The following is a 25065-nucleotide window of genomic DNA, read 5'->3' as shown; positions in this document are numbered from 1 at the left end:
GGAAGGTGCCAATGGAGCTGAACGGGAAGGTGGCGGTGGTCACCGGAGCAGGGCGCGGCCTCGGCCTCGCCTACGCCGGGGAACTCGCCCGCGCCGGCGCGGCCGTCGTGGTCAACGACGTGGACGCCGCCACCGCCGAGGCCGCGGCGAAGCGGATCGGCGACGCGGGCGGGCGGGCCGTCGCGCACGCCGCCGCGATCGGCACGTCCGAGGCGGCGGACGGCCTGGTCGCCCGGGCCGTGGCGGAGTTCGGCCGGCTCGACGTGATGGTGACCAACGCCGGCGTCCTGCGCGACCGGGTGCTGTGGAAGATGACCGACGACGACTTCGACACCGTCGTCGGAGTCCATCTGAAGGGCAGCTTCACCTGCGCCCGCGCGGCGGCGGTGCGGTTCCGCGAGCAGGGCGAGGGCGGCCGGCTCATCCTGGTCGGCTCCCCGGCCGGTCAGCGCGGCAACTTCGGCCAGACGAACTACTCGGCGGCCAAGGCCGGGATCATCGGCTTCGTCCGCACCTGGGCGATGGAGCTGGCGCGCGCGAACGTGACGGTGAACGCGATCGTCCCCGTCGCCGCGACCGCGATGACCGAGACGATCCCCGCGCTCGCCCCGTACGTGGAGGCGATGCGGGACGGACGGGAGATGCCGCCGTTCGCCCGCCGCGCCCTCGCCTTCGGCACGCCCGAGGACGCCGCCGGGCTCGTGGCGTTCCTCGCCTCGGACGCCGCGTCCGGCATCACCGGGCAGGCCGTCGGCGTCGGCGGCGACCGGCTCTCGCTGTGGACGCATCCGACCCAGGCCGTCGCCGCCTACCGGGACGGCGGCTGGGGCGCGGACGACATCGCCGACGCCTGGCCGACGGTCTTCGCCGAGCACGAGCAGAGCGTGGGGGAGAACCTGCCGGAGGCGCCCCGATGAGCGGCCTCGACCTGGACGCCCTGGAGGCCATCGACGTCCACGTCCACGTGGAGTCGGACCTGCACGGGCATCTCTCACTGCCGGACGAGTTCATGGAGGCGTCCGCGAAGTACTTCGGCGCGGACGCCGACCGCACTCCCACGATCGACGAGATCGCGGCCTACTACCGCGAGCGCCACCTGGCGGCGGTCGTGTTCACCGTCGACATCGAGAACGCCACCGGGCATCCGGCGATCTCGAACGAGGAGATCGCCGACCGGGCCGCCGAGCACGCCGACGTGCTCATCCCCTTCGCGAGCATCGACCCCGCGAAGGGACGCGCGGGCGCCCGGACGCTCCGCCGCCTGATCGAGCAGCGCGGCGTGCGCGGCGTCAAGTTCCACCCGTCACTGCAGGGCTTCGCGCCCAACGACCGCAGCGCCTACCCGCTGCTGGAGGTCGCGGCCGAGCACGGCGTTCCGGCCCTGTTCCACACCGGGCAGACGGGGATCGGCGCGGGCATGCCGGGCGGCGGAGGGATCCGGCTCGGCCTGTCGAACCCGATGCTGCTGGACGACGTCGCCGTGGACCTCCCCGACCTGACGATCATCATGGCGCACCCGTCGTTCCCCTGGCAGGACGAGGCCCTCGCCGTCGCCACGCACAAGCCGAACGTCTACATCGACCTGTCCGGCTGGTCGCCCAAGTACTTCCCGCCGCAGCTCGTCCGGTACGCCAACAGCCTGCTCCAGGACAAGGTGCTGTTCGGCTCCGACTACCCGGTCATCACCCCGGACCGGTGGCGGGACGACTTCGCGAAGCTGGAGATCAAACCGGCCGTCCGGCCCAAGATCCTCAAGGACAACGCCGTGCGGGCCCTGCGCCTGCGCGGTGTTGCCTGAGCGAAGCGAACCGGGGGGTGCGGGGGGTCGTCCCCCCACCCACGAAAGGAGAAGGCATGAGCACGACCGTCGCGTTCGCGGACCTTAAGAGCCTGGCGGGCGGCTCGCTCGGCACCAGCCGCTGGCTGGAGGTGGACCAGGCCCGCATCGGCACCTTCGCCGACGCCACCGGCGACCACCAGTGGATCCACGTCGACCCCGAGCGGGCCAAGGCCGGCCCCTTCGGCGGCCCGATCGCGCACGGCTACCTGACGCTGTCGCTGGTCATCCCGCTCTGGACGGAGCTGCTCGACGTCACGGGCGTCACGACCAAGGTCAACTACGGCCTGAACAAGGTGCGGTTCCCGGCCCCCGTCCCGGCCGGCTCCCGCATCCGCCTCTCCGGGACGCTCACCGACGTGTCGGACGTCTCCGGCGGCCTCCAGGTCACCGCCGATCTCGTCGTGGAGATCGAGAACGGCGCCAAGCCCGCCTGCGTCCTCCAGCCGGTCTTCCGCTTCTACCCGTAGACCCCCGCCGGAACGCCGCACGCGGGCTGCAGAACGGGCCGCGGTCGTCCGGTCAGTTGTCCGTATGATGGACACCCTGAGGGACGGCGGCGAGGGGAAGATCGATGCCACGGGAAGGCACCGGACCTGATTTCATCGAGGCGCTGGCCCGGGGCCTCGACGTCATCACCGCCTTCGAGGCGCGGCGTCCGGTGATGTCGCTCGCGCAGGTGGCGGAGGCGACCGGCCTGGCCCGGCCGACCGCCCGCCGCATCCTGCTCACGCTGCGGGAGCTCGGCTACGTGCGGGTGGACGACGGCGGCTACGCGCTCACCCCGCGGGTCCTGGACCTCGGCGTCGCCTACGTCCGCTCGATGGGCCTGTGGGAGGTCGCGCGCCCGCACATGGAAAGGCTCGTGGCCAGGACGAACGAGTCGTGCTCGATCGCGCAGCTCGACGGCTCCGACATCGTCTACGTCGCCCGCGTCGCCGTCCCGAAGATCGTCGCGCTGGCGGTGCAGATCGGCACGCGGTTCCCGGCCATGCAGACCTCGCTCGGCAAGGTCCAGCTCGCCGCGCTCGACCCCGCCGAGGTCGACGAGATCCTCGCCGAGCCGACCCGCTCCGGCCTGGAGCCGCGCGTCCCGCTCGCCAAGCGGGAGCGGGACGCGGAACTGCGCGAGGTCCGGGCGCGCGGATGGGCGCTGACGGACGAGCAGCTCGCGCGCGGCATCCGGTCGGTGGCGGCGCCGCTGCGGGACGGCTCCGGCAAGGTCATCGCGGGCATCAACGTCAACACCCATGCCGCCGAGACGCCGGTCGAACGGCTGCTGGAGGAGTACCTCCCGATGCTCCTGCACACGGCGGGGGAGATCAGTGCCGACTTCGCCCGGCTGGAGACCGTCCCGCAGGTCACCCGGGCGGGCGCGGGGTGAGGACGATCCGCCCCGCCGCCGTCCCCTCGCCCTGACGGCGCCACGCCGCCGCCGCGTCCTCCAGCGGCACGGTCTCGTGCACGACGGCCAGCCTCCCGGCCGCGGCCTCCGCCGCGACGAACGCGACCGCCGCCGCCCGCTGCTCCGCCGTCAGCTCGTTGTTGGTGTACCCGAGCAGCCGCAGCGACTTCCCGCGGATGGTGGACGATTCGATCGGGCACGTCTCGCCCGCGGAACTCCCGAGGTTGACCAGCCGCCCGCCGGGACGCAGTGTCCGCGCCGCGGCCGCCGCCGGGGCCCCGAACAGCGGATCGAGCACGAGATCGACCGGCCCGTCGGCCGCGTCGGCGAACCGCCGCGCCAGCTCGGCGACGTCCCCGGTGTCGAGGGCGACGACGGCGTCGGCACCGGCCCGCTCCGCCCGTTCCCGCGCGCCCGGCGATCGCGCGCCCGCGACGACCCGCCGCGCGCCCGCCGTGCGCGCGAGCTGGGCGGCGGCCTGACCCACCACGCCACCCGCTCCCAGCACCACGACCTGCTCGCCGGCGACCAGCTCGCCGCGCCAGCTCAGTGCCATGTGCGCGGCGACCGCCGACAGGCCGAGCGCCGCCAGTTGCAACGGGTCGGCGCCGTCCGGCAGCTCGACGAGGGAATCCTCCGGGACGGCCGCGACCTCGGCCATGCTCCCGTCGCCCGGCGCCATCCCGGCTTGGCTCGGGAACCAGACCGTCCGGCCGTCGACGGTTCCCACGCCTTGAACACCCGGGACGTACGGCGTCGCGGGTGTCCCGAAGTAGGACGTCCCGCTCGCGCACAGCAGATCGAGCGGTGTGATCGGCGCGGCGAGGACGTCCACGAGCACCTCGCCGTCCCCGGGCACGGGCGGCTCCCGCTCCGCCACCACCGGCGGACGGCCCGGCTCTCTGATCTCGGCGGCGCGCATCGGCTCAGGTCGCGATGTCGGGGTAGGGGAGCGAGAAGTGCGAGATCCGCCGCGCGTACTCCAGCTGGAAGCCGAGCGGCTCGTCGTGGTCGCGCTCGAACATCGCGATGAACAGCGTGAGCGTCAGGAACGGGTGCGCGCCCAGCTCGAACAGCTTCGGGTAGTCGTGCCCGGCGAGCGCGGCCCGCTCGGTGTCGTCGAACCGCAGCCAGGTGCTCGACTCGCAGCCGTGGCAGTTGATGATGCGGTTGGCCTGTTCTTCTTCCCACCATGCGACGGTCGCCTCGGGCTCGTCCCGGTACCGCTCGACGAGCTCCGGGTCGCGGTCGACGGTGTAGAGGAACTTGTTCAGCAGGTACTTGCTCACTGGCCGGCTCCGTTCGGGTACCACGTGAAGTAGGCCTCCATCGTGTGGAACAGGTCGTAGGTGTCGACGTAGTCGGCCTTCCGGCCCTCGCCCGCGACGCCCATCATCAGCATGAAGTCCATGAACCCGTGGGTGGCGTTGCCGGGCGCGTGCAGGCTGTCGAGCGTCACCTCCGAGAGGCAGCCCTCGATGTCGCCGGAGGAGATCCACTCCACGGCCTTCGCGTCGAACTCGGGATCGGGCCCGTGCGGGCCGAACTGGCGCGGCCCGCCCAGTTCCAGCGACAGGTGGCCGGTGCCGATCACCGCGACCCGCCGGTCGTCCGGCCACGACTCGACCAGCTCCCGGATGGTCCGGCCGAGCTGGACGAACCGCTTGGGCCGCGGCAGCGGCGGCGCGAAGATGTTGGTGTAGACGGGGACGATCGGCAGGTCGTTCTGCGGCCGCAGCGTGATGATCGGGCACGTGATCGAGTGGTCGATGCGCAGCTCGTTGGAGAAGGCCAGGTCGAAGCCGGCGTCCAGGCCCTCGCGCAGCAGGTACGCCGACAGGTCCTCCTGCCCTTTGAGCACCATCCTCGGCAGGCCGAACTCGCGTTCCTCGTTGTACCAGTTCGCGTCGTAGAACGGCGCCTTGCCGATGAGGAACTGCGGCATGTTGTCCAGCCACAGCTGGTGGAAGTGGTCGGAGCCGACCATCACCAGGACGTCCGGCCGCGCTTTGGTCAGCGTCTCGCGGAACGCCTCGACCTTGCGGACCCACTCGTCGGCGAAGTCGGGGCGGTCCTCGCCGGTCGCCGTGCTGGCGCGGTGGTAGAAGGGGTGGTGGGTCGAAGCGATCACAGCGACCAGTTCAGCCATGACGGTCTCCGGGGGTGTAGGGGTCGGGGGCGACGGACCGGTTGTTGAGGTCGACCGACAGGAAGATCTCGTTGCCGACGGGATGGCGCAGCTCCTCGGCGAGCTGGCCGATCAGCCCGGCGGTGCGGGCGAGCAGCGCGAACCCGCGCAGCAGCTCCAGCGGCAGCCCGAGGTCGGCGAGCGCGGCGCCGCACACCCCGGCGCCGTTCAGCGGCAGCGTCCGGCCCAGCACCTCGGGGTGGACGCGCCCGATGGCGGCGAACAGCGAGAGGTGCGGCCCGAACAGGCCCTCCTCGGTGGCGATCTCCATGAGCCGCGGCGTGCGCGGGTCGCCGTCCTTGTGCACGTGGTGGCCCAGGCCCGGCACGAACCGCCTGGCCTGTCTCTCGGCCTGGACGGTCTTCAGCGCCAGCGCGTCCCACCCCTCGGCGTCGGACGGAGGTCCACCGTCCACCGAGGTCAGCACGTCGTGGAGGAAGCGGCCTGTGTCCTCGGTGACGCCGAGGAACCGGGAGCCGCCGCCGAGCAGCCCGGCGGCCAGGGCGCCCTGGACCGAGTCGGGTGCCGACAGGTACGTCAGCCGGGTGACGATCGCCGTCGGGGTGAAGCCGTGGTCGGCGAGCGCTGCGAGGACGGCCTCGAACACCCGCGTCTCCCCGGGCGAGGGGCGCCGCTGTGCCGCCAGCCAGAACGCCAGCTCGCCGAACCCGACCTCGCCCATGACGTCCCGGGCCAGGTCGTGCCCCAGCAGCGTGATCGTCTCCCGGCTGGACGCGCCCAGCGCCGTCGGGTACTCGCGCGGCTCAGCCACGGCGGCCCTCCTCCGGCTCGGACAGCCATTTGCGCAGCTCGGCGCCGTGCTCGTCCAGCTCGGGCGGCGGCAGCCGGTAGTCCACGGGCGTCCGTGAGAAGCGGATCGGATGCCGGGTGGTCGGCACCGCGTGGTCGCCCTCGCCGACCACCACGACCGGGTCCAGCTCGAACCGCTCGGCCATCGCGAACCCGCCGTCGATCGTGTTGATCGGCCCGCTCGGCACGCCCGCCTCCACCAGCAGCTCGAACCACTCGACCGCGCCGCGCCGGGCGAGCCGCTCGACCAGGATCGGCCGCAGTTCCGCCCGGTTGGCCGTCCGGTCGGCGTTGGTCGCGAACCGCGGATCGTCCGGGACGTCCGGGATGCCGAGCACCTCGCACAGCCTCCGGAACTGCCCGTCGTTCGCCGCCGTGACGATCAGGTCGTTGTCGGCGGTCGGCAGCGGCTCGTAGGGGAACACGCTCGGGTGCGCGTTGCCCATCCGGTACGGGACGGTGCCGCCGGCGACGTAGGCGGAGCTGTGGTTGACGAGGCCGGTCAGCGCCGACGACAGCAGGTTCACCTCGACGTGCTGGCCCTCGCCGGTCGCGTCCCGGTGCCGCAGCGCCGCCAGGATCCCGATCGCGGCGTGGTTGCCCGCCATCACGTCGAACACGGAGATGCCCGCCCGGTACGGCGGGCCCTCCGGGTCGCCGGTGAGGCTCATCAGCCCGGAGATCGCCTGCACCATCAGGTCGTACCCGGGGACGTGCCGTCCCGCACCCGACCCGAAACCGGTGATCGAGCTGTAGACGATGCCCGGGTTGGCGGCGCGCACCGAGTCGTAGTCGAGCCCGAACCGCGCGAGGCCGCCCGGCTTGAAGTTCTCGATCAGGACGTCGGCGCGGCGCGCCAGCTCCCACCCGGCCGCCAGGTCGTCCTCGTCCCGCAGGTCCAGCGCGATCGAGCGCTTGCCCCGGTTGACGCCCAGGTAGTAGGTGGACACGCCGCCGCGCTCCGGCGGCGTCCACGACCGGGTGTCGTCGCCCTTCGGGCCCTCCACCTTCACGACGTCGGCGCCGAGGTCGGCGAGCAGCATCGTCGCGTAGGGCCCGGCCAGGATGCGGGAGAAGTCCGCCACCAGCACCCCTGACAGCGGCCCGCCGCGCTGGGTGTCCGTCATCCGGCTCCCTCGCTCGTCCGTTGGACGGACGGTCGTCCGTCATTCCGATTCTGGCACGGCGCCTTCCCGCCCGGTCAACCGGTTGACACTCTGACCACCGGTGACGAGAGTGGGCGACATGCAAGCGTGACCGTAGAACGGACAACAGTCCGTGAATGCTTCCGGCGGTCGTGTCCCGAGGACGAGGAGTGCGAGCGATGAGCGAGTTCGAGCCTGGGCGTCCCCTGGTGCTGCGCGGCGGCACCGTCCTGCCGATGACCGACGGGCGCGAGGTCCTCGACCGCGCCGACGTCCTCGTCGAGGGCGACAGGATCGCCGCGGTCGGCCCCGATCTGCCGGTCCCGGACGGCGCCGCCGAGATCGACGCGTCCGGCGGCATCGTCATGCCCGGCATGATCGACACCCACCGTCACATGTGGCAGACCGCGATGCGCGGCTACGGCGCCGACTGGACCCTGACCCAGTACTTCGTCTGGTACTACCTGGAGCACGGCAAGCGGTTCCGCCCCGACGACGTCCACGCCGGGAACGTGCTCGCCGCGCTGGAGGCGCTCGACGCGGGCGTGACCACGGTCGTCGACTGGTCGCACGGCCTGCAGACCCTCGACCACGCTGACGCCGCCGTGGACGCGCTCCGCTCGGTGCGGGGAAGGTTCGTCCTCGCCTACGGCAACATCCAGGCGCCGCCCGCCGAGTGGACCGGGACGCCCGAGTTCCGTGCCTTCGCCGGCAAGCTCATCGGCGGCGACATGCTCGGCTTCCAGATCGCGTTCGACGTGCTCGGCGACCCGTCCTTCCCGGAGAAACCCGCCTTCGAGGTCGCCCGCGACCTCGGCGTCCCCGTCACCACCCACGCCGGGGTCTGGGGCGCGACCAGCGACGAGGGCATCAAGCAGATGCACGACCACGGGTTCATGACGCCCGAGACCGTGTACGTGCACGCCGCGTCCCTGTCCGCGGACTCCTACCACCGCATCGCCGCCACCGGCGGCTCCATCTCCGTCTCGACCGAGAGCGAGCAGAGCGCGGGGCAGGGCTACCCGCCCACCTGGGTCCTGCGCACGCACGACATCCCGGTGTCGCTGTCGATGGACACGAGCGTGTGGTGGAGCGGCGACCTTTTCTCCGCCATGCGGACCACGCTCGGCGCCGACCGCTGCCGCATGCACCTGGAGGCGCACGACCAGGGCGACACCGTCACGCACTGCAGCCTGCGCGCCGACCAGGTCGTCGAATGGGCCACCCGCGGCGGCGCCCGGACGCTCGGCCGCGACGACCTCGGCAGCCTCGAACCCGGCAAGAAGGCCGACGTCGTGCTGATCAAGAACGACGACTCGCCGGTCTCGTTCCCGGTCCTCAACCCCTACGGGCACGTCGCGTTCCAGGCGCAGCGCGGGGACGTCCACACCGTCGTCGTGAACGGGCGCGTCGTCAAGCACGACCACCGCCTCGTGGGCGTGGACCTCGGCGCCGCCCGCCGCGAGATCGAGGCCACGGTGGAGCACCTGCGCTCCTCGATGGGGGAGGAGGAGTGGCGGAAGGGCATGTACCCCGACGTCCCCGAGACGAAGATCCTCGACAACCCCTACACCTACACCGAGTATCGCAGCGCCTCCACGCACACCCGCTGACCCGGCCTCGGCAAACCGCACGTCCGGATCCGGTACAGAGACTCGACATTCTCTTGATGTGCCTCAAAGAATTTGTATAGCTTCTGGCTGAGGCCGCACGGAGACGTCCACGTCACGCCCGATCCGGACCGAGGTGAGCCATGGATCTGTTCGCCACGCCGAGCACGCTCGCCGAGCGGCGCGCGGACGGCTCGATCGTCCTGGAGTCGGCGCTGCCGCTCGGCCCGTACGCCGCGAGCATGGCGGAGCTGTTCCGGAGCGCCGCGGACGCCCATCCCGGCCGCCTCCTCGTCGCCGACCGCGACGGGGACGACTGGCGGCGCGTGACGTACGGCCAGGCGCGCCGCATGGCGGACGGTCTCGCGCAGGCGCTGCTCGACCGCGGCGCGTCCGGCCGCCCGGTGATGATCCTTTCGGGCAACTCCGTGGAGCATCTGCTGCTGACGCTCGCCTGCTACACGATCGGCTCGCCCGCCGTCCCGGTCAGCACGGCGTACTCCCTGCTGGACGCCGGCCACGGCAGGCTCCGCGCCATGGCCGCGCTGACGAGACCCGCCGTGGTGTTCGCCGACGACGCGGACGGCTACGCCCCCGCCCTGGAAGCGGCCGGCGGGACGGCCCTCGCCGGACGCGACGCCTTCCGGGAGTGGGCGGCGGCCGAGCCCACCCGCCGGGTCGAGGAGCACGCCGGGCGGGTCGGCCCGGACACCATCGCCAAGATCCTCTTCACCTCGGGCTCGACGGGCCGGCCCAAGGGCGTGATCAACACGCACCGGATGCTGTGCGCGAACCAGCGGATGCTCCGGCGGATCTGGCCGTTCCTCGCCGGCGAGCCGCCGGTCCTGCTCGACTGGCTGCCGTGGAGCCACACGTTCGGCGGCAACCACAACATGGGCCTCGCCCTCGCCAACGGCGGCACCTTCTACGTCGACGACGGGCGTCCCGGCCCCGACCTGGTGAGGCGGACCGTCCGCAACCTCGCCGACGTTCGCCCGACCGTCTACTTCAACGTGCCCGCCGGGTACGCCTCGCTCCTGCCGCATCTGGAGTCCGACCCGGAGTTCGCCGCCGCGTTCTTCTCCCGGATGCGCTACGTCTTCTACGCCGGCGCCGCGCTGCCGCAGCAGGTGTGGGACGGCATCGCCAAGGTCGCGGCGTCCGCCGGGTCCTCCGCGCCGATGACGACCTCCTGGGGGGCGACGGAGACCGCACCGGGGGCGACCTCGGCGTACTTCGCGTCCGGGCGCAGCGACTGCATCGGCGTCCCGCTCCCGGGCGTCTCGATCAAGCTGGCGCCGGTCGGGCCGAAGCTGGAGATCCGCGTCAAGGGCCCGTCGGTCACCCCCGGCTACCTCGACGATCCGGAGCGGACCCGGGAGGCGTTCGACGAGGACGGCTACTACCGCACCGGCGACGCCGTCCGGATGGTGGACGGCGCCGACCCCGGCAGGGGACTGGTGTTCGACGGCCGCATCAGCGAGGACTTCAAGCTGTCCAGCGGGACCTGGGTCAGCGCGGGCACGCTGAAGTCCGCGCTCCTGAGCGCCTGCGGCGGGCTGGTCTCCGACGCGGTGCTGACCGGCCACGACACCGGCTCCGTCGGCGCGCTGGTCTGGCTGAACCCGGCGAGGGCGGCGGCCTGCCCGGACGTCCGCGCCGCTCTCGGCGAGGCGCTGCACCGGCTGAACGACGGCGAGGCGGGGGCGTCCCGCAGGATCGCCCGGCTCCTCGTCCTGGACGACGCGGCGTCGCTGGCGGACGGCGAGATCACCGACAAGGGCTACGTCAACCAGCGCGCCGTCCGCGACCGGCGTGCCCACCTGGTGGAACTCCTGCACACCGACCCCGCCCCCGCCGAGGTCGTGCTGCCCTACCCGCCCGGGTAGGCGGTACCGCCCCGGCGCCGGACCCGCCCGTCGGAGCGCGAACGCGATGTCGCGCGGGGGCGCACCGCTCGGCCTCGGCCGGAGGACTCGACATCACCGGTCTGCATTTGCGGTCCAGGCCGGCCGTCGACGGCCTGGGCGCGATACTGGAGACCGGATAGGGCTCCCGCACCGCCGGAAGCTGTGCCAGATTCAAAGCGTGACCGAAGAGCCGGAAATCAACACAGAAGTGCCGCAGGCCGCCCGGATCTGGAACTATCTGCTCGGCGGAAAGGACAATTATCCGGTCGACCGGGAAATGGGCGACCAGGTCAGGCGGGTGCTGCCGGAGATCGACCGGCTGGCCGTCCAGTCCCGGCAGTTCCTCAACCGCGCCGTCGCCCATCTCGCCGGGGACGCCGGGGTCCGCCAGTTCCTCGACATCGGCACCGGTCTGCCCACCGCCGACAACACCCACGAGGTCGCCCAGCGGGCCGCACCCGGGTCGCGGGTCGTCTACGTCGACAACGACCCGCTCGTCCTCGCGCACGCCCGCGCTCTGCTGACCTCCAGCCCGGAGGGCGCCACCGACTACCTGGACGCCGACGTCCGCGACCCGGACACGATCATCGAGCGGGCCGCCGGGACCCTGGACTTCGGCCGCCCGATCGCGCTGATGCTGATGGGGATCCTGGAGTTCGTACCCGACCACGACGAGGCGAACGCGATCGTCGACCGGCTGGTGGGGGCGCTGCCGTCCGGGTCCTATCTCGCGCTGTACGGGTCGACGAACGTGGTGCACGGCGAGCGGACGGACGAGGGCGTCCGCATGTGGAACGAGGCGCCGGGCACGAACCCGATGACGATCCGGACCGTGGAGCAGATCGGCCGGTTCTTCCGGGGGCTGGACCTGGTGGAGCCGGGGCTCGTCCCGATCGTGGAGTGGCGGCCCGTCCACCCCGACCTGCTCCCCGACCCGGTCGACGGATACGCGGCGGTCGGCCGCAAGCCCTGACCCCGTCCGCGCCGGGAGACGCGGCCAGGGCACCGCGTCACCCGGGCACCGTCATGCGGCGCCCGCGCGCCGTCCGGCGGAGGCGAGGCCGGGCGGGGCGGCGGCGAGGGCCCGCTGAATGGCCTCGACCAGCGCGAGCGCCGACTCCTCCGTCAGCTCGACCGCGACGCGCGCGGACGGCCCGTCGCCCGGGTTCGTGAAGTCGATGTTCACCGTGTGCTCGTGGCAGGCGTGGTACGGGTGGTCCACGTAGACCGCGCCGTCGGTGAGCGTGAACCAGCCGTTCGCGCCCTTCGCCGCTCCGTCCAGCTCGACCTTGACGGTCTGGTAGGTGCACATGCGGGGACTCCTCTCAGGCGCTCAGGTGGCGGCCGTAGAAGGCGAAGATCTTCGCCCAGCCGTCCTTGGCGGCGGCGGGACGGAACGCGGGCCGCTCGACGGCGAAGAACGCGTGCCCGGCGCCCGGATAGGTGTGGAACTCGTGCTCCTTGCCGAGCCTGGTCAGCTCCGCGTCCAGCGCGGCGACCTCGTCCGGCGCGGGGAACCCGTCCTCCTCGCCGAACAGGCCGAGCAGCGGGCAGGACAGGTTCGGCGCCTTGGACACGATCGACCTGGCGGAGGTCGGGGCGTCCTCGGGCGGGTCGTTGACGACGAAGGCGCCGTAGCAGTCGACGGCGGCGTCGATGTCCAGCTCGCAGGCGGCGAGGAACGCGTGCCGCCCGCCCGAGCAGTGGCCGATCACGCCGATCCTGCCGTTGGCGTGGTCGAGCGAGTTCAGATGGGCGGCGGCCCCCGCGACGTCGCCGACGAGCTGCTCGTCGGGGACGCCGCCCTTGGCGCGGGCGGCGGCGGCCTGGTCGTCCGGGCCGGCGCCCGCGCCCTCCCGCGAGTACAGGTTCGGGGCGATCGCGGCGTATCCGTGCGCGGCGAACGTCCGGACGAACTCCTTGGTGCCCGGGTCGTATCCGGGCATGTGGTGGATCACCACGACGCCGCCGCGCGGGGCGTCGCCGAGCGGTCTCGCCAGGTACGCCTCAAGCCGGTCGTCGCCGTGTCCGGTGATGTCGACGGTCCCGGCCCACATCGCATCGTTCATGACTGTCGAACGCTCCGTTCCTCGGCGGCCCGGCGCGCGCACCCCGGCCCCGCTACGCCGTACGGATCTTGACAGTGTCCCGCATACCCGCTGGTCTCAGGCGTCCAACGTCCCCGCGCCGAGCAGACCGAACAGGAGCAGGCCGATGACGACCCGGTAGATCACGAAGGACGTGAAGCTGTGCCGCGCCACGAACCGGAGCAGCCAGGCGATCGAGGCGTAGGCGACGACGAACGACACCAGCGTGCCGACGATCAGCGGCGTCGTGCCGGCGCCCGAGTCCAGCGCGCTGGGCAGTTCGTAGACGCCGGCGCCGGTCAGCGCGGGGATGCCCAGGAAGAACGACAGCCGGGTCGCGGCGACCCGGTCCAGGCCGAGCAGCAGGCCGGTGGACATCGTGGCGCCCGACCGGGAGAAGCCGGGGAACAGCATCGCGAGGATCTGCGACGAGCCGATGAGCATCGCGTCGGTGAGGGACGTGTCGTCCTCGCCGCGCTTGTGCGTGCCGTACCGGTCGGCGAGCCACATCACGACGCTTCCGCCGATCAGCGACCCGGCGACGACCCACAGCGAGGCGAGCGGGCCCTCGATAAGGTCCTTGGCGGCGACCCCGACGATCACGACCGGGACGGTCGCGAAGATCACCCACCAGCCGAACTTGTAGTCGTGGTGGTACCGCTCGGACGGCTTGGCGATGCCGCGGCCCCAGGCGGTCACGATCCGGACGATGTCGGAGAAGAAGTAGACGAGGACGGCCGCGATCGCGCCGACCTGGATCACCGCGGTGAACCCGACGACGGCCTTGTCGTCCACCGGGATGTCCATCAGGCCCTCGGTGATCTTCAGATGGCCGGTCGAGGACACCGGGAGGAACTCGGTCAGGCCCTCCACGATCCCGAGGACGATCGCCTGCCCGACATTGATCACGCTCAAAGACCCGATTCCTCTCCCGACCTGCGTTCTGTCCGCGGCGAGCCTACTCCCGGCCGCTGATCAAGGCGTGCGCCGCCGGGGATTAGTTCATCCATCGTTAACCCAGGCGGGGTTCCAGGAGGGGTCAGCCCCAGATCTCCTCGGCGGTCTCCGCGATGAGGCGCAGCTTGGCGGCCTGCTCGTCGGCGGTGAGGACGTTGCCCTCGACGGTGGAGGAGAATCCGCACTGCGGCGACAGGCAGATCTGGTCGAGGGGGACGAACCGCGAGGCCTCGTCGATTCGGCGCTTGAGGTCGTCCTTGGACTCCAGTTCGCCGCGCTTGGTCGTCACCAGGCCGAGCACGACCATCTTGCCCGGCGGGACGAACCGGAGCGGCTCGAAGCCGCCGGACCTGGCGTCGTCGTACTCCAGGAAGAACCCGTCCACGTTCAGCTCGCCGAACAGGGCCTCGGCGACGAAGTCGTAGCCGCCCTCGGCCGTCCAGGACGAGCGGAAGTTCCCCCGGCACATGTGGGTGGTGACGTTCATGCCCTCGGGGCGGCCGCCGATCGCGGCGTTGATCTGCCTGATGTAGCGCAGGTGCAGGTGCTCGGCGTCGTCGCCCCGCTCGGTGATCATGGCGCGCTGCGCGGGGTCGTTGAGGTAGGCGAGGCTCGTGTCGTCCAGCTGCAGATAGCGGCAGCCCATCTCGCCGAGCCGGCGGACCTGCTCGGCGTAGGCGGCGGCGAGGTCGTCCCAGAACTCCTCGATGTCCGGGTAGACCTCCGGGTCGATCGCCGCGGGCCCGCCGCGGTAGTGGACCATGTTCGGCGACGGGATCGTCAGCTTCGGGGTCACGCCGTCCCCGACCGTCTCCCGCAGGAACGCGAAGTGGTCCCCGAAGATCGTGTCCTCCAGCCGGACCCTTTCGTGCACGCGCAGGGCCGCGGTGGTGAACTCGATGTCGCCCGCGTCACCGTGGAAGCGCACCTTGATCTTCTCGTCGGCCGGGCTGATGCCGCCGAGCCGGTAGATGAAGTCCATGTGCCAGGACGTGCGGCGGAACTCTCCGTCGGTGGCCGACATGAGCCCGGCCTCGCGCTGCATCCGCACGACGTCGCGGATGGCGGCGTCCTCGGCAGCGGCGAGGGCCCCGGCGTCGATGCGGCCCTGCGCGTGGTCCTCTCTGGCGGCCAGAAGCGCGGCCGGACGCAGGAGGCTGCCGACGTGGTCGGCGCGGAACGGCGGCGCCGTCCGCATGGATCGGTTCGTACCTTCGGGCACGGCTCGCTCCCTCCGCGAGGCGGGGACTTCGCCCTAGCCAATCTAGGCACCGCCGCAACGGCGATCAATAACCTGCCCAAGATGGGGGGTGATCAGCGGACGGCGATGTCCAGGGCCGCGACCGCGGCGAGGTCCCGCCAGGCGTCGCCGGGGCGGAGGGTCTCGTCCGGGTCGCCGTTGAAGGGGTCGAGGAGGACGGTGTCGGCGCCGAGCAGGCGCAGCTGTTCCAGGTCGTCCGCCACCTGGTCGAGGGTGCCCTCGCCGGTGAGGCGGTCCGGGCCGGTCACGGGGGAGGTCGCCAGCCTGAGCGCGATGCGGGGCTGGAGGGCGGGAACGGGACGGCCGTGCTCGTCCGCGATGGTCGTCAGGCGCTCCAGCGCGGCGCGGAGCCAGGGCAGGGTGAAGCGGAGGGGATGCCAGGCGTCGCCGATGTGGACCGCCCGGCGGAGGGCGGCGTCGCTGTTCCCGCCGATCCACAGGGGGATGTTCGCGGTGCGGTAGTCGCCGGTGTGCTCCCAGGCGGCGCGGATCGTCTGAAGGTACTCGTCCGTCAGGGCGCCGCGCTGGTGGAACGGGACGCCGAGCGCCGCGAACTCCTCGCGGGCCCAGCCGACGCCGGCGCCGAGGACGAGCCGTCCGCCGCTGAGGTCGTTGAGGTTGGCGGCCATGCGGGCGACGAGCAGCGGATGCCGGTACGGGACGATCAGCACGGTGGTGCCGAGCCGCACGCGGTCGGTGACGCCGGCCAGCCAGGCGAGCGTGGTGAACGGCTCGTAGAACGGCGCCGGGTACTGCTCCGCGACGTCGGGCGTGATCACGACGTGGTCGGAGACCATGAGCAGGTCGAATCCGAGCCCCTCGACCGTCCGCGCCCATTGCCGCAGGGCGCCGGGGTCGGTGCCGGGCCCGAAGTTCGGGACGTTCACACCGAGACGCATCGCCTCAGGCTAACCGGCCGTCCGGATCAGGGGCGGGGCCAGGGGTGGCCGGCCAGGCGTTCGATGTCGGTGTTGAAGCGCTGGAGGAAGGCGGCGAAGGCGGCGACCTCGTCCGGCGTCCAGTCGACCATGATCTTGTCGATGCCGGCCGTGATCTGGCCGCGCTCGGCGTCCAGGCGCCGCTCGCCCTCGCCGGTGATGCGGAACTTGCGGGCGATGCCGCCGGCGGGGTCGGGGATGCGCTCCACCAGCCCGTCCCGCAGCATGGCGGAGGTCTGCCGGTTGAGGGTCGAGGGGTCCAGGTCGAACGCCTCGCTGAGCTGCCGGATCGACATCGGGCCCTCGATGCGGATGCGGCTGAGCAGGATGTAGGCGCTCCGCTCCAGCAGGCCGCCCGCGCGGCGGGAGCGGCGGGTGGCCATGCTGTGCCGCCCGAGCAGCATGGTCTCGTACTCGATCTGGTCCGTGGGCTTGTCCATGCCGGTCCTCCTCCCGGTCGTGCGGGTCCGGGTCGCTCCGCCTCGATGCCCGCACCATGCCTACCACAGCGATATGCGCCATACATAACTTGTGTATTGACCACATCATATGTATGGTGCACAAGATTCTTGTGTCCGGCAGAAGGGAAATCTCACGTGGACGAGTCAGCGCCCCCCGTCCGCCCCGGCGGGATCGTCGGCGTGCTCGCCGTGGGCGGCATCGTCGCCGCGTTCATGCAGACCCTGGTGGTGCCGCTGATCGCTCAGCTGCCGCGGCTGCTGGACACCACGGCGTCGAACGCGACGTGGGTGATCACCGCCACGCTGCTGGCGTCCGCGGTGGCCATGCCGATGATCGGGCGGCTCGGCGACCTGTACGGCAAGCGCCGGATGCTGCTGGTCTGCATGGTGCCGCTCATCGCCGGGTCGGTGCTCTGCGCCGTGTCGAGCTCGCTGATCCCGATGATCGTCGGGCGGGGCATGCAGGGCGTCGGCATGGGCATGATCCCGCTCGGCATCAGCGCGCTGCGCGACCTGCTGCCGCCCGAGCGGCTGGGGTCCTCGATCGCGCTGCTGAGCTCGTCCATGGGCATCGGCGGGGCGTTCGGGCTGCCGATCGCGGCGGTCGTCGCGGAGAACACGAGCTGGCGTGTGCTGTTCTGGGGGTCGGCCGCGCTGAGCACGCTGGTCGCCGTGCTGATCTGGCTGCTGGTGCCCGCCACGCCGGTCCGGGCCAGAGGACGCTTCGACATCGTCGGGGCGGCCGGGCTCGGCGCCGGCCTCGTGTGCCTGCTGCTGGGCGTCTCCAAGGGCGCCGACTGGGGCTGGACGAGCGGCACGACCATCGGGCTCTTCGCCGCCACGGTCGTGGTCCTGCTGGCGTGGGGCTGGTGGGAGCTGCGCACCCGCGACCCGCTGGTCGACCTTCGCGTCACCGCGCGGCGCCAGGTGCTGCTCACCAACGCGGCCTCGGTCGTGATCGGCTTCTCGATGTACGCCCAGTCGCTGATCGTGCCGCAGCTGCTGCAGCTCCCCAAGGCGACCGGGTACGGGCTCGGCCAGTCGATGGTGGCCGCCGGCCTGTGGATGGTGCCGTCCGGGCTGCTGATGATGGCGGTGTCGCCGCTCGGCGCGCGGCTGTCGGCCGCGCGCGGCCCGAAGGTCACCCTGGCCGCCGGAAGCCTGGTGATCGCGCTCGGGTACGGATCGTCCACGGTGCTGCTCGGGACGGCCTGGGGCCTGATGATCGTCACCGCGATCTGCGGTATGGGCGTCGGCCTCGCCTACGGCGCGATGCCCGCCCTGATCATGGGGGCCGTGCCGCAGTCGGAGACCGCCTCGGCCAACAGCTTCAACACGCTCATGCGCTCGGTCGGCACCTCGACGTCGGCGGCCGTGGTCGGGGTCGTGCTGTCCCAGCTGACCATCGATCTCGGCGGCCACGTGCTGCCGTCCGAGGACGGCTTCCGCGCCGGCCTGCTGATCGGCTGCGGCGTGGCGCTCCTCGCGGGCGTCATCGCGCTGACCATCCCGGGACGCCGTCCCGCGGATCCGGCGGCCGGGCACGCCGCCGCCCCGGGCGAGGCGCCCGCGACCTCCAAGGCATGACAACGTCCGGGCCGTCGCGCGGCGGCCCGGACGGTCAGCCGGAGCCCGCGACCCGGCGGAGCAGGTAGGTGTCCATGATCCAGCCCTTGCGGGCCCGCGCCTCGGCCCGCACCGCGCGGATCTCGTCGGCGACCTCCTCGACCGGACCGGAGATGAGGATCTCGTCCGGCGTGCCGAGGTAGGCGCCCCAGTAGATGTGGAAGCCGTCGCCCGCGCCGGCGAACGAGCAGTGCGCGTCCAGCATGACGAGGACGTCGTCGGCCGTGGCGCCCTCGGCGGCGAGGCGGCGGCCGGTGGTGAGGTGGACGGGGCGTCCCACCCGCGTGAGGCCCACGCGGTGCCGGGCGGTGAGGACGGAGACGCTGCTGATCCCCGGGATCACCTCGCACTCGAACTCGGCGTCGACCTCGTCCAGCGCGGCGAGGGTGCTGTCGTAGACGCCCGGGTCGCCCCAGACGAGGAGCGCGCCGGTCTGCCCGTCGCCCAGCTCGTCACGGACGAACGACTCGTAGATCCGCGCGCGGCGGGAGCGCCAGTCCTCGACGGCGGCGGTGTAGGCGGCCGCGTCGCGGTCGCGTTCGGGGTCGCGGGCCTCGACGATCCGGTACGGGTGCCGGCCGTGCGCCGCGATGAGGTCGTGCCGGAGCCCGGCCAGGTCGTGCTTGGCCTCGCCCTTGTCGACGAGGAGGAACACGTCGGCGGCGGCGATGGCCTTGGCCGCCTGGAAGGTCAGGTGGTCGGGGTCGCCCGCGCCGATCCCGATGATCGAAAGCCGCTTCACGCGGCCAAGTGTGCCAGAGCGTCTCCTATAGGCTTGACGCCCGATTTCACCCTGAGGAGGCCAGTGGACACGCGTGTCATCACCGTGGTGGGAATCGGCGCCGAAGGGTGGGACGGGCTCACCGAGAACTCGCGCGAGGCGCTGCGGGCGGCGGAGGTCCTGTTCGGCAACCAGAGGCAGCTCGATCTCGTCCCGGGCGACGAGGCCGAGCGGGTCGCCTGGCCGTCGCCGCTGCTGCCCGAGCTGCCGGGGCTGATCGAGCGGCACGAGGGGCGCGCGGTCGTCGTGCTGGCGAGCGGCGACCCCATGTTCCACGGGATCGGCTCCACCCTCGCCGGGCTGCTCGGACCCGACCGGATCCGCGTGCTGCCCCATCCGTCCTCGGCGTCGCTCGCGTGCGCCCGCCTCGGCTGGCCGCTGGACCGGGTGGACGTCGTCAGCATCGTGGGTCGTCCCCCCGCGGCCCTGAACGCGGTCATCGCCCCGGGGCGGCGGCTCATCGTGCTAGGCGCTGGCAAGGAGGCTCCGATCATCGTCGGCGCGCTGCTCGCCGGCCGCGGCTTCGGGCCGAGCCGGATGACCGTCCTGTGCGATCTGGGGGCGGTCGAGGAGACCGTGCAGATCGGTGTCGCGGAGGAGTGGACGGAGCCCGCCGCGACCCCGCTCACCCTCATCGCCGTCGAATGCGTGCCCGGTCCGGACGCGGCGCCGCTGGCCCGCACGCCCGGGCTGCCCGACGACGCGTTCGAGCACGACGGGCAGATCACCAAGAGCGAGGTCCGCGCCGTGACGCTGTCCCGCCTCGCGCCGCTTCCCGGCGAGCTGCTCTGGGACGTCGGCGCCGGGTCGGGCAGCGTCGCGATCGAGTGGGCGCGGGCGCACCCGGCCTGCGAGGCCGTCGCGATCGAGAACAGCCCGAACCGGGCCGAGCGGATCAGCGCCAACGCGGCCGCGCTGGGCGTGCCTCGCGTCCAGGTCGTGAAGGGCGAGGCGCCGGACGCGCTGGGCGGCCTCCCCGAGCCCGACGCGGTCTTCATCGGCGGCGGCCTCACCGCCCCCGGCCTGCTGGAGCACTGCTGGGACGCGCTCAAGCCCGGCGGACGTCTGGTCGCCAACGCCGTCACCCTCGAATCCGAGGCCAAGGTGGCCGAGTTCCGCCGGTCCCTCGGCGGCGAGCTGATCCGCGTCGGCGTCGAGCGCGCCGCGCCGCTGGGCGGGTTCACGGCCTGGCGTCCCGCGATGCCCGTCACCCTCTGGACGGTGCGGAAGGACGCGGAATGACGGTGTACTTCGTCGGCGCCGGCCCCGGCGCCGCCGACCTGATCACCGTGCGCGGCCTGCGCGTTCTGGAGGCCGCGCCGGTCTGCCTGTACGCGGGGTCGCTGGTGCCGCGCGAACTGCTGGACGCCTGCCCGTCCGGCGCCCGCCTCGTCGACACGGCGAACATGACCCTCGATGAGATCGTCGCCGAACTGACCTCCGCCCACCGCGACGGGCTGGACGTCGCACGCCTGCACTCCGGCGACCCGTCGGTGTTCAGCGCGGTCGCCGAGCAGATGCGGCGGCTGGACGCGGCGGGCGTCCCGTACGAGGTCGTCCCGGGCGTTCCGGCCTTCGCGGCGGCGGCGGCCTCGCTCGGACGGGAGCTGACCGTGCCGGGTGTCGGCCAGACCGTGATCCTTACCCGGACGGCCGTCCGGGCGACCCCGATGCCGGACGGCGAGGACCTGGCGACCCTCGGCGCGAGCGGCGCCACGATGGTGCTGCACCTGGCCGTCCAGCGCATCGACGAGGTGGCCGCCGAGCTGCTGCCCCACTACGGCGCCGACTGCCCGGTCGCCGTCGTCGCCCGAGCCAGCCGTCCGGACGAGCTCGTGCTGCGCGGCACCCTCGCCGACATCGCGGGTCTCGTGCGGGAGGCGGGGGTGAGGCGCACGGCGGTGATCGTCGTCGGCCGCGTCCTGACGGCGTCGGCGTTCCCCGACAGCCACCTCTACAGCGCCGACCGGGACCGGGCGTGCGGCGCGTCCTGATCCTCGGCGGGACGGCGGAGGCACGCGCCCTCGCGGCCCGCCTGACGGACGTGCACGTCGTGTCGTCGCTCGCCGGACGCGTGTCCGACCCGCGCCTGCCGGTGGGGGAGGTGCACATCGGCGGGTTCGGCGGCGCCGACGGGTTGGCGACGTGGCTCAGCGAGCACCGGATCGACCGCCTCGTGGACGCGACCCATCCGTTCGCGGAACGGATGAGCGCCTCGGCCGCACGCGCATCGGACCTGGCGGGCGTTCCGCTGCTCGCACTGCGGCGTCCCGGCTGGGACGAGGAGGACGGCGACACCTGGCAGCGCGTCCCCTCGTTGGGCGCCGCCGCAGAGGCCCTGCCGGTGGGCGCGCGCGTGTTCCTCACCACGGGCCGGCGCAGTATCCCGCTGTTCGCCGACCGGGCGGACGCGTGGTTCCTCGCGCGGTCCGTCGATCCGCCGGAGCCGCCCGTCCCGCCCAACGTGCGCGTGCTGCTGGCGCGCGGCCCCTACACGGTGGACGGTGAGCGCGCCCTGATCCGCGAGCACCGCCTGGACGTGCTGGTCACGAAGGACAGCGGTGGCGCGATGACCCGTGCGAAGCTCACCGCCGCCCGTGAGGCCGGGATCCCGGTCGTCATGGTGGAGCGTCCACGTCTGCCGGACGGCGTCCGGACGACGGACGACGTGGGAGCGGCCGCCGCCTGGGCTCAGGGGTAACGGCGGGGCGTGTAGACGACGCCCTGATCGGTGACCGTGGTGGTCGACGATCCGATGATGAGCAGGCAGCGCATGTCGACCTGGTCAGGGTCCAGCTTGCCGAGCGTCGTCACGGTGACGCTCTCCTCGGGGCCGCCCACATCGCGGCCGATCACGACCGGCGTCTCGGGGGAGCGGTGCTCCAGCAGCAGGTCGCGAGCCGCCGGGAGCTGGTGTTTCCTGCGGCTGGACGACGGGTTGTACAGGGCCAGCACCAGATCGGCCTCGGCCGCCGCGGAAAGCCGCCGCGCGATCACGTCCCATGGCTTGAGGATGTCCGACAGCGAAAGGACGCAGAAGTCGTGCCCGAGCGGTGCGCCCGCCCGCGCCGCGACGGCCTGGGCCGCCGTCAACCCCGGCACGACCTGCACCGGCACGTCCGCGAACTCGTCCTCGTCCGCCACCTCCAGCACGGCCGCCGCCATCGCGAACACACCCGGGTCCCCGGACGAGACGACGGCGACCCGCGCCCCGTCCCGCGCGAGTGCGAGCGCGTGCCGCGCCCGGTCCGCCTCCACCCGGTTCCCGCTGGAATGCCGGTGCTGACGCGGGTTCGCGGGCACCCGGTCCAGATAGGGCCCGTAGCCGACGAGGTCGGTGGCGGACGCGAGGGCGTCCTGCGCCTCCGGGGTGAGCCACGGCCGTCCCGCCGGCCCGAGCCCGACGACCGCGACACCGCCCGCCCCCTCCGGCCGGGCCGGGGGAGGGGCCTCGAACGACCCTTCCGCCGGGCTCGTCAGCAAGGCGAGGGACATGTACGGCACCTCGGCCGGGTCGACCTCGGCGAGCGGCGCGACCCGCTGCCGGCTGGACGAGGCCCGCTCGACGTACCAGGCGTCGGCCAGCCGCCCCGCGTCCTCGAAGGCCTGCCTGACCTTGGTGAACGTCCGGCCGAGTTTGAGCACGGCCGCCGCATCCGCGGTGCGCAGCCGCTCGGCCAGCGCGTCTCCGGACAGCGTGCCCGGCAGGACGGTCAGCGTCTCCTCCCGCTCCACCAGCGGACGCCCCGCCGCCGCCGACGAGGCGCTCAGCGACGTCACGCCTGGCACGACCTCGGTCGGGTAGTGCGGCGCGAGCCGCTTGTGGAGATGCATGTACGAGCCGTAGAAGAGCGGGTCGCCCTCGCTCAGGACCACGACCGTCCGCCCGTCGTCCAGATGGGCGGCGAGACGCGCGGCGCAGTCGGCGTAGAACTCGTCCAGCGCTCCCTGGTAGCCCCCCGGGTGGCCGGTGGTCTCCGTCGTCACCGGGTAGACGAGCTGCTCCTCGATCTGGTCGCCGCGCAGGTACGGCTCGGCGACCGACCGGGCGATGCTGCGGCCGTGACGCGCGCTGTGGAAGGCGACCACGTCCGCCTCGCCGATCAGGCGCGCCGCCTTCACCGTGACCAGCTCGGGGTCGCCGGGGCCGACACCCACACCGAACAGCCGTCCCGTCATCACTCCGCCTCACTGGCGATCGCGTTGACCGCCGCCGCCGTCATCGCGCTGCCGCCGCGCCGCCCGCGCACCACCAGATGGTCGAGGCCGCTCGCGGCGAGCGCCTCCTTGGACTCGGCCGCCCCGATGAACCCGACCGGGATCCCGAGGACCGCCGCCGGACGTCCCGCGCCCGCCTCCACCAGCTCCAGCAGCCGGAACAGTGCGGTCGGCGCGTTGCCGACGGCGACGACGGCACCGTCCAGCCGGCCGGCCCACAGCTCCAGCGCCGCCGCGCTCCGGGTGGTGCCGAGCCGCGCCGCGAGCTCGGGCACACCGGGGTCGCCCAGCGTGCACACGACCTCGTTGGCGGCGGGCAGCCGGGCCCGCGTGATGCCGGACGCGACCATGCGCGCGTCGCACAGGATCGGCGCCCCGCCCAGCAGCGCCGCCCGCGCCCGCTCCACGACCCCCGGCGACCACACCAGGTCGTCGACGAGGTCGGTCATCCCGCAGGCGTGGATCATCCGCACGGCCACCCGCGCCACGTCGCCCGGCAGGCCCGACAGGTCGGCCTCCGCGCGGATGGTCGCGAACGACCGCCGGTAGATCTCGGCGCCGTCACGGACGTAGTCGGTCATCTGCCATCCTCACCACGACGGGGCCGCGGGGCGTCCCGCAGCGTCGGTCACAGCCGGCCCAGTGGACGGGCGTCCCGGGGGCGTGCTCCAGGCCGTCCACCCAGCGCCGGGCCTCGCCCTGCACGTCGCCCCGCGACTTCCCGCATCCCGGACTGCCCGTGCACGCGGTCACCCCGACCCAGGGCGACGCGGCGTCGACCGCGAAGCCCGCCGCGTCGAGCGCGACCGCGACGGCGGACGTGTCGTCCCTGGTCAGATCGCGCAGGACCACGCTGCGCCACGGCGTGACCCGGACGTCGGCCGCGACGTCGGCGAGCGCTTCGGCCTGCGCGCCGGACAGCCGTCCGAGCGGCGGCACGGCCTCAAGCGCGACGGACCCGTCCCGCTGCTCGATGACCCCGGCATGCGGGGCGGGAGGGCTGCCGGGGTCCCGCGCCTTCCCGAGCGTCCCGCCCAGCCTTTCGGCGACCCGCCGCGCGCCGTCCGGGACTTCCGCCAGCCGCCACGCGTCACCACGGACCGCAAGGAACGCCTCCGCCGCCGCGGCCATCGCCCCGATCGGCTCGTCGCAGGTCGGCTCTATCGGCACGCCGGCGAGCAGGAGGCCGGACGGCGTGCAGGTCACGTCGGCTTCCAGAGCGGTGACGTCACCGGATCCGTCATCGAGGGCGAACAGGAAACGGCCCGGAAGCCCGGCCAGCAGAGGACTCGCGCACAACGCCGCGTCGAGCGCCGCGACCAGCGGATCCGTCGCCAGATTCCCGTGGACGCCGCGCCCGCCCAGCGGCGAGGAGACGATGTTGCGCACCCGCTCGTGGGACGGCGAGGGGAGCAGCCCGGCGGCCTCCAGCCGTGCCGCGAGAGCCGGCGGGTCGGCGACGCCGCGCAACTGGAGGTTGGCGCGGGAGGTCAGCTCGATCACGTCGAGTCCCAGCTCGCGCGCCGCGACGCCGAGCACCCTGAGCTGCGCGGCGGACACCGCGCCGCCCGGGACGCGGACGCGCGCCAGCGGCCCGTCGGCGGCATCGTGGGTCTGCAGCGTCCCGGGGCACGCGTCGGCACGCGTGCGTCCCGCCGCAGGGGCATTCGGCACGAGGAGGATGTTAACCGCACCTTGCCGGCGCGCCGCGCCGCGGCAGGCGTCCGACGCCGCTCCCGCGATCGCCACCGTTCGGCGGCGAGAATGTCGGTAGCGCCGCCTAACCTCACCCGCGAAACAGGAGGCGGCCGGTCGATTGATCCAGGCAGCG

At 72.9% G+C, this 25065-nt stretch carries 26 protein-coding genes; 11 read left to right on the top strand and 15 right to left on the bottom strand.

Features of this window, described 5'->3' with window-relative positions; genetic code table 11:
- Nucleotides 1-11 precede the first annotated feature (11 nt).
- The 4 genes from ACQPZP_RS27780 to ACQPZP_RS27765 all read left to right on the top strand — a co-directional run bounded on the left by ACQPZP_RS27780 (nucleotide 12) and on the right by ACQPZP_RS27765 (nucleotide 3221).
- Entirely contained in the window at nucleotides 12-917 is a 906-nt protein-coding gene (locus tag ACQPZP_RS27780; RefSeq protein ID WP_433472664.1) for an SDR family NAD(P)-dependent oxidoreductase, read from the top strand.
- Complete coding sequence (locus tag ACQPZP_RS27775) at nucleotides 914-1798, top strand: amidohydrolase family protein (RefSeq protein ID WP_433472663.1); 885 nt, start codon at nucleotides 914-916, stop codon at nucleotides 1796-1798. The genes ACQPZP_RS27780 and ACQPZP_RS27775 overlap by 4 nt, the downstream gene beginning before the upstream one ends.
- A 56-nt stretch (nucleotides 1799-1854) precedes the next feature.
- Nucleotides 1855-2307 carry a MaoC family dehydratase gene (locus tag ACQPZP_RS27770; protein WP_433472662.1) on the top strand — a complete coding sequence of 151 codons (453 nt, stop codon included), beginning with the start codon at nucleotides 1855-1857 and terminating at the stop codon, nucleotides 2305-2307.
- A gap of 104 nt (nucleotides 2308-2411) precedes the next feature.
- Complete coding sequence (locus tag ACQPZP_RS27765; RefSeq protein WP_433472661.1) at nucleotides 2412-3221, top strand: IclR family transcriptional regulator domain-containing protein; 810 nt, start codon at nucleotides 2412-2414, stop codon at nucleotides 3219-3221.
- On the opposite strand, the gene ACQPZP_RS27760 is transcribed toward ACQPZP_RS27765, so the two are convergent.
- The 5 genes from ACQPZP_RS27760 to ACQPZP_RS27740 are packed head-to-tail and all read right to left on the bottom strand — an operon-like array spanning nucleotide 3199 to nucleotide 7367.
- A complete protein-coding gene (locus tag ACQPZP_RS27760; protein WP_433472660.1) occupies nucleotides 3199-4164 on the bottom strand; it encodes a quinone oxidoreductase family protein in 966 nt (321 codons plus the stop codon). The genes ACQPZP_RS27765 and ACQPZP_RS27760 overlap by 23 nt on opposite strands.
- A 4-nt stretch (nucleotides 4165-4168) precedes the next feature.
- Nucleotides 4169-4531 (bottom strand): hypothetical protein, encoded by a 363-nt coding sequence (locus ACQPZP_RS27755; protein ID WP_433472659.1) that lies wholly within the window; start codon nucleotides 4529-4531, stop codon nucleotides 4169-4171.
- Nucleotides 4528-5391 (bottom strand): extradiol ring-cleavage dioxygenase, encoded by an 864-nt coding sequence (locus ACQPZP_RS27750; protein WP_433472658.1) that lies wholly within the window; start codon nucleotides 5389-5391, stop codon nucleotides 4528-4530. Before ACQPZP_RS27750 ends, ACQPZP_RS27755 begins: the two co-directional genes overlap by 4 nt.
- Entirely contained in the window at nucleotides 5384-6202 is an 819-nt protein-coding gene (locus tag ACQPZP_RS27745; protein WP_433472657.1) for a citryl-CoA lyase, read from the bottom strand. The genes ACQPZP_RS27750 and ACQPZP_RS27745 overlap by 8 nt, the downstream gene beginning before the upstream one ends.
- Nucleotides 6195-7367 carry a CaiB/BaiF CoA transferase family protein gene (locus ACQPZP_RS27740; protein WP_433472656.1) on the bottom strand — a complete coding sequence of 391 codons (1173 nt, stop codon included), beginning with the start codon at nucleotides 7365-7367 and terminating at the stop codon, nucleotides 6195-6197. Before ACQPZP_RS27740 ends, ACQPZP_RS27745 begins: the two co-directional genes overlap by 8 nt.
- A gap of 197 nt (nucleotides 7368-7564) precedes the next feature.
- Between ACQPZP_RS27740 and ACQPZP_RS27735 the strand changes: the two genes are divergently transcribed.
- From ACQPZP_RS27735 to ACQPZP_RS27725, 3 genes are all read left to right on the top strand, one after another.
- A complete protein-coding gene (locus ACQPZP_RS27735) occupies nucleotides 7565-8998 on the top strand; it encodes an amidohydrolase family protein (RefSeq protein WP_433472655.1) in 1434 nt (477 codons plus the stop codon).
- 140 nt (nucleotides 8999-9138) lie between these two features.
- Complete coding sequence (locus ACQPZP_RS27730; RefSeq protein ID WP_433472654.1) at nucleotides 9139-10884, top strand: feruloyl-CoA synthase; 1746 nt, start codon at nucleotides 9139-9141, stop codon at nucleotides 10882-10884.
- Between the two features lie 190 nt (nucleotides 10885-11074).
- Complete coding sequence (locus ACQPZP_RS27725; protein WP_433479684.1) at nucleotides 11075-11878, top strand: SAM-dependent methyltransferase; 804 nt, start codon at nucleotides 11075-11077, stop codon at nucleotides 11876-11878.
- Nucleotides 11879-11929: 51 nt separating this feature from the next.
- Here the strand turns inward: ACQPZP_RS27725 and ACQPZP_RS27720 are convergent, their stop codons facing one another.
- The 6 genes from ACQPZP_RS27720 to ACQPZP_RS27695 form a co-directional block, all read right to left on the bottom strand.
- Nucleotides 11930-12217: a DUF6295 family protein gene (locus ACQPZP_RS27720; protein ID WP_433472653.1), complete on the bottom strand. Its 288-nt coding sequence runs from the start codon at nucleotides 12215-12217 to the stop codon at nucleotides 11930-11932.
- A gap of 13 nt (nucleotides 12218-12230) precedes the next feature.
- Nucleotides 12231-12974 carry a dienelactone hydrolase family protein gene (locus ACQPZP_RS27715; RefSeq protein WP_433472652.1) on the bottom strand — a complete coding sequence of 248 codons (744 nt, stop codon included), beginning with the start codon at nucleotides 12972-12974 and terminating at the stop codon, nucleotides 12231-12233.
- 96 nt (nucleotides 12975-13070) lie between these two features.
- Nucleotides 13071-13901 (bottom strand): undecaprenyl-diphosphate phosphatase, encoded by an 831-nt coding sequence (locus ACQPZP_RS27710; RefSeq protein WP_433479683.1) that lies wholly within the window; start codon nucleotides 13899-13901, stop codon nucleotides 13071-13073.
- A gap of 130 nt (nucleotides 13902-14031) precedes the next feature.
- Nucleotides 14032-15147 (bottom strand): 5-methyltetrahydropteroyltriglutamate--homocysteine S-methyltransferase, encoded by a 1116-nt coding sequence (locus tag ACQPZP_RS27705; protein ID WP_433472651.1) that lies wholly within the window; start codon nucleotides 15145-15147, stop codon nucleotides 14032-14034.
- A 116-nt stretch (nucleotides 15148-15263) separates the two neighbouring features.
- The gene (locus ACQPZP_RS27700; protein WP_433472650.1) at nucleotides 15264-16109 is read right to left on the bottom strand and encodes an LLM class flavin-dependent oxidoreductase; all 846 of its coding nucleotides are present in this window, start codon (nucleotides 16107-16109) and stop codon (nucleotides 15264-15266) included.
- A 26-nt stretch (nucleotides 16110-16135) separates the two neighbouring features.
- Nucleotides 16136-16588, bottom strand: coding sequence for a MarR family winged helix-turn-helix transcriptional regulator (locus tag ACQPZP_RS27695; RefSeq protein WP_433472649.1), 453 nt, complete (start codon nucleotides 16586-16588; stop codon nucleotides 16136-16138).
- Nucleotides 16589-16744: 156 nt separating this feature from the next.
- On the opposite strand from ACQPZP_RS27695, the gene ACQPZP_RS27690 reads away from it, so the two are divergent.
- Entirely contained in the window at nucleotides 16745-18196 is a 1452-nt protein-coding gene (locus ACQPZP_RS27690; protein WP_433472648.1) for an MFS transporter, read from the top strand.
- A 34-nt stretch (nucleotides 18197-18230) separates the two neighbouring features.
- On the opposite strand, the gene cobF is transcribed toward ACQPZP_RS27690, so the two are convergent.
- The gene (gene cobF / locus ACQPZP_RS27685) at nucleotides 18231-18977 is read right to left on the bottom strand and encodes a precorrin-6A synthase (deacetylating) (RefSeq protein ID WP_433472647.1); all 747 of its coding nucleotides are present in this window, start codon (nucleotides 18975-18977) and stop codon (nucleotides 18231-18233) included.
- A gap of 63 nt (nucleotides 18978-19040) precedes the next feature.
- Between cobF and cbiE the strand changes: the two genes are divergently transcribed.
- Genes cbiE through ACQPZP_RS27670 form a run of 3 tightly spaced genes read left to right on the top strand, consistent with a single transcriptional unit; the run spans nucleotide 19041 to nucleotide 21717 of the window.
- Nucleotides 19041-20258 (top strand): precorrin-6y C5,15-methyltransferase (decarboxylating) subunit CbiE, encoded by a 1218-nt coding sequence (gene cbiE, locus ACQPZP_RS27680; protein ID WP_433472646.1) that lies wholly within the window; start codon nucleotides 19041-19043, stop codon nucleotides 20256-20258.
- The gene (gene cobM / locus ACQPZP_RS27675; protein ID WP_433472645.1) at nucleotides 20255-21010 is read left to right on the top strand and encodes a precorrin-4 C(11)-methyltransferase; all 756 of its coding nucleotides are present in this window, start codon (nucleotides 20255-20257) and stop codon (nucleotides 21008-21010) included. The genes cbiE and cobM overlap by 4 nt, the downstream gene beginning before the upstream one ends.
- Nucleotides 20995-21717, top strand: a complete 723-nt coding sequence (locus tag ACQPZP_RS27670; RefSeq protein WP_433472644.1) for a cobalt-precorrin-6A reductase — start codon at nucleotides 20995-20997, stop codon at nucleotides 21715-21717. The genes cobM and ACQPZP_RS27670 overlap by 16 nt, the downstream gene beginning before the upstream one ends.
- Here ACQPZP_RS27670 and ACQPZP_RS27665 read toward each other — a convergent pair.
- Genes ACQPZP_RS27665 through ACQPZP_RS27655 form a run of 3 tightly spaced genes read right to left on the bottom strand, consistent with a single transcriptional unit; the run spans nucleotide 21708 to nucleotide 24908 of the window.
- A complete protein-coding gene (locus ACQPZP_RS27665) occupies nucleotides 21708-23195 on the bottom strand; it encodes a precorrin-2 C(20)-methyltransferase (RefSeq protein WP_433472643.1) in 1488 nt (495 codons plus the stop codon). The genes ACQPZP_RS27670 and ACQPZP_RS27665 overlap by 10 nt on opposite strands.
- Nucleotides 23195-23815 carry a precorrin-8X methylmutase gene (locus ACQPZP_RS27660; RefSeq protein WP_433472642.1) on the bottom strand — a complete coding sequence of 207 codons (621 nt, stop codon included), beginning with the start codon at nucleotides 23813-23815 and terminating at the stop codon, nucleotides 23195-23197. Before ACQPZP_RS27660 ends, ACQPZP_RS27665 begins: the two co-directional genes overlap by 1 nt.
- Entirely contained in the window at nucleotides 23796-24908 is a 1113-nt protein-coding gene (locus tag ACQPZP_RS27655) for a precorrin-3B synthase (protein ID WP_433472641.1), read from the bottom strand. Before ACQPZP_RS27655 ends, ACQPZP_RS27660 begins: the two co-directional genes overlap by 20 nt.
- Nucleotides 24909-25065 lie beyond the last annotated feature (157 nt).

The sequence above is a fragment of the Spirillospora sp. CA-142024 genome, assembly GCF_050942325.1.
In the GTDB taxonomy this organism is placed as follows: domain Bacteria; phylum Actinomycetota; class Actinomycetes; order Streptosporangiales; family Streptosporangiaceae; genus Spirillospora.
This window is presented reverse-complemented; position numbering and strand designations above follow the sequence as displayed.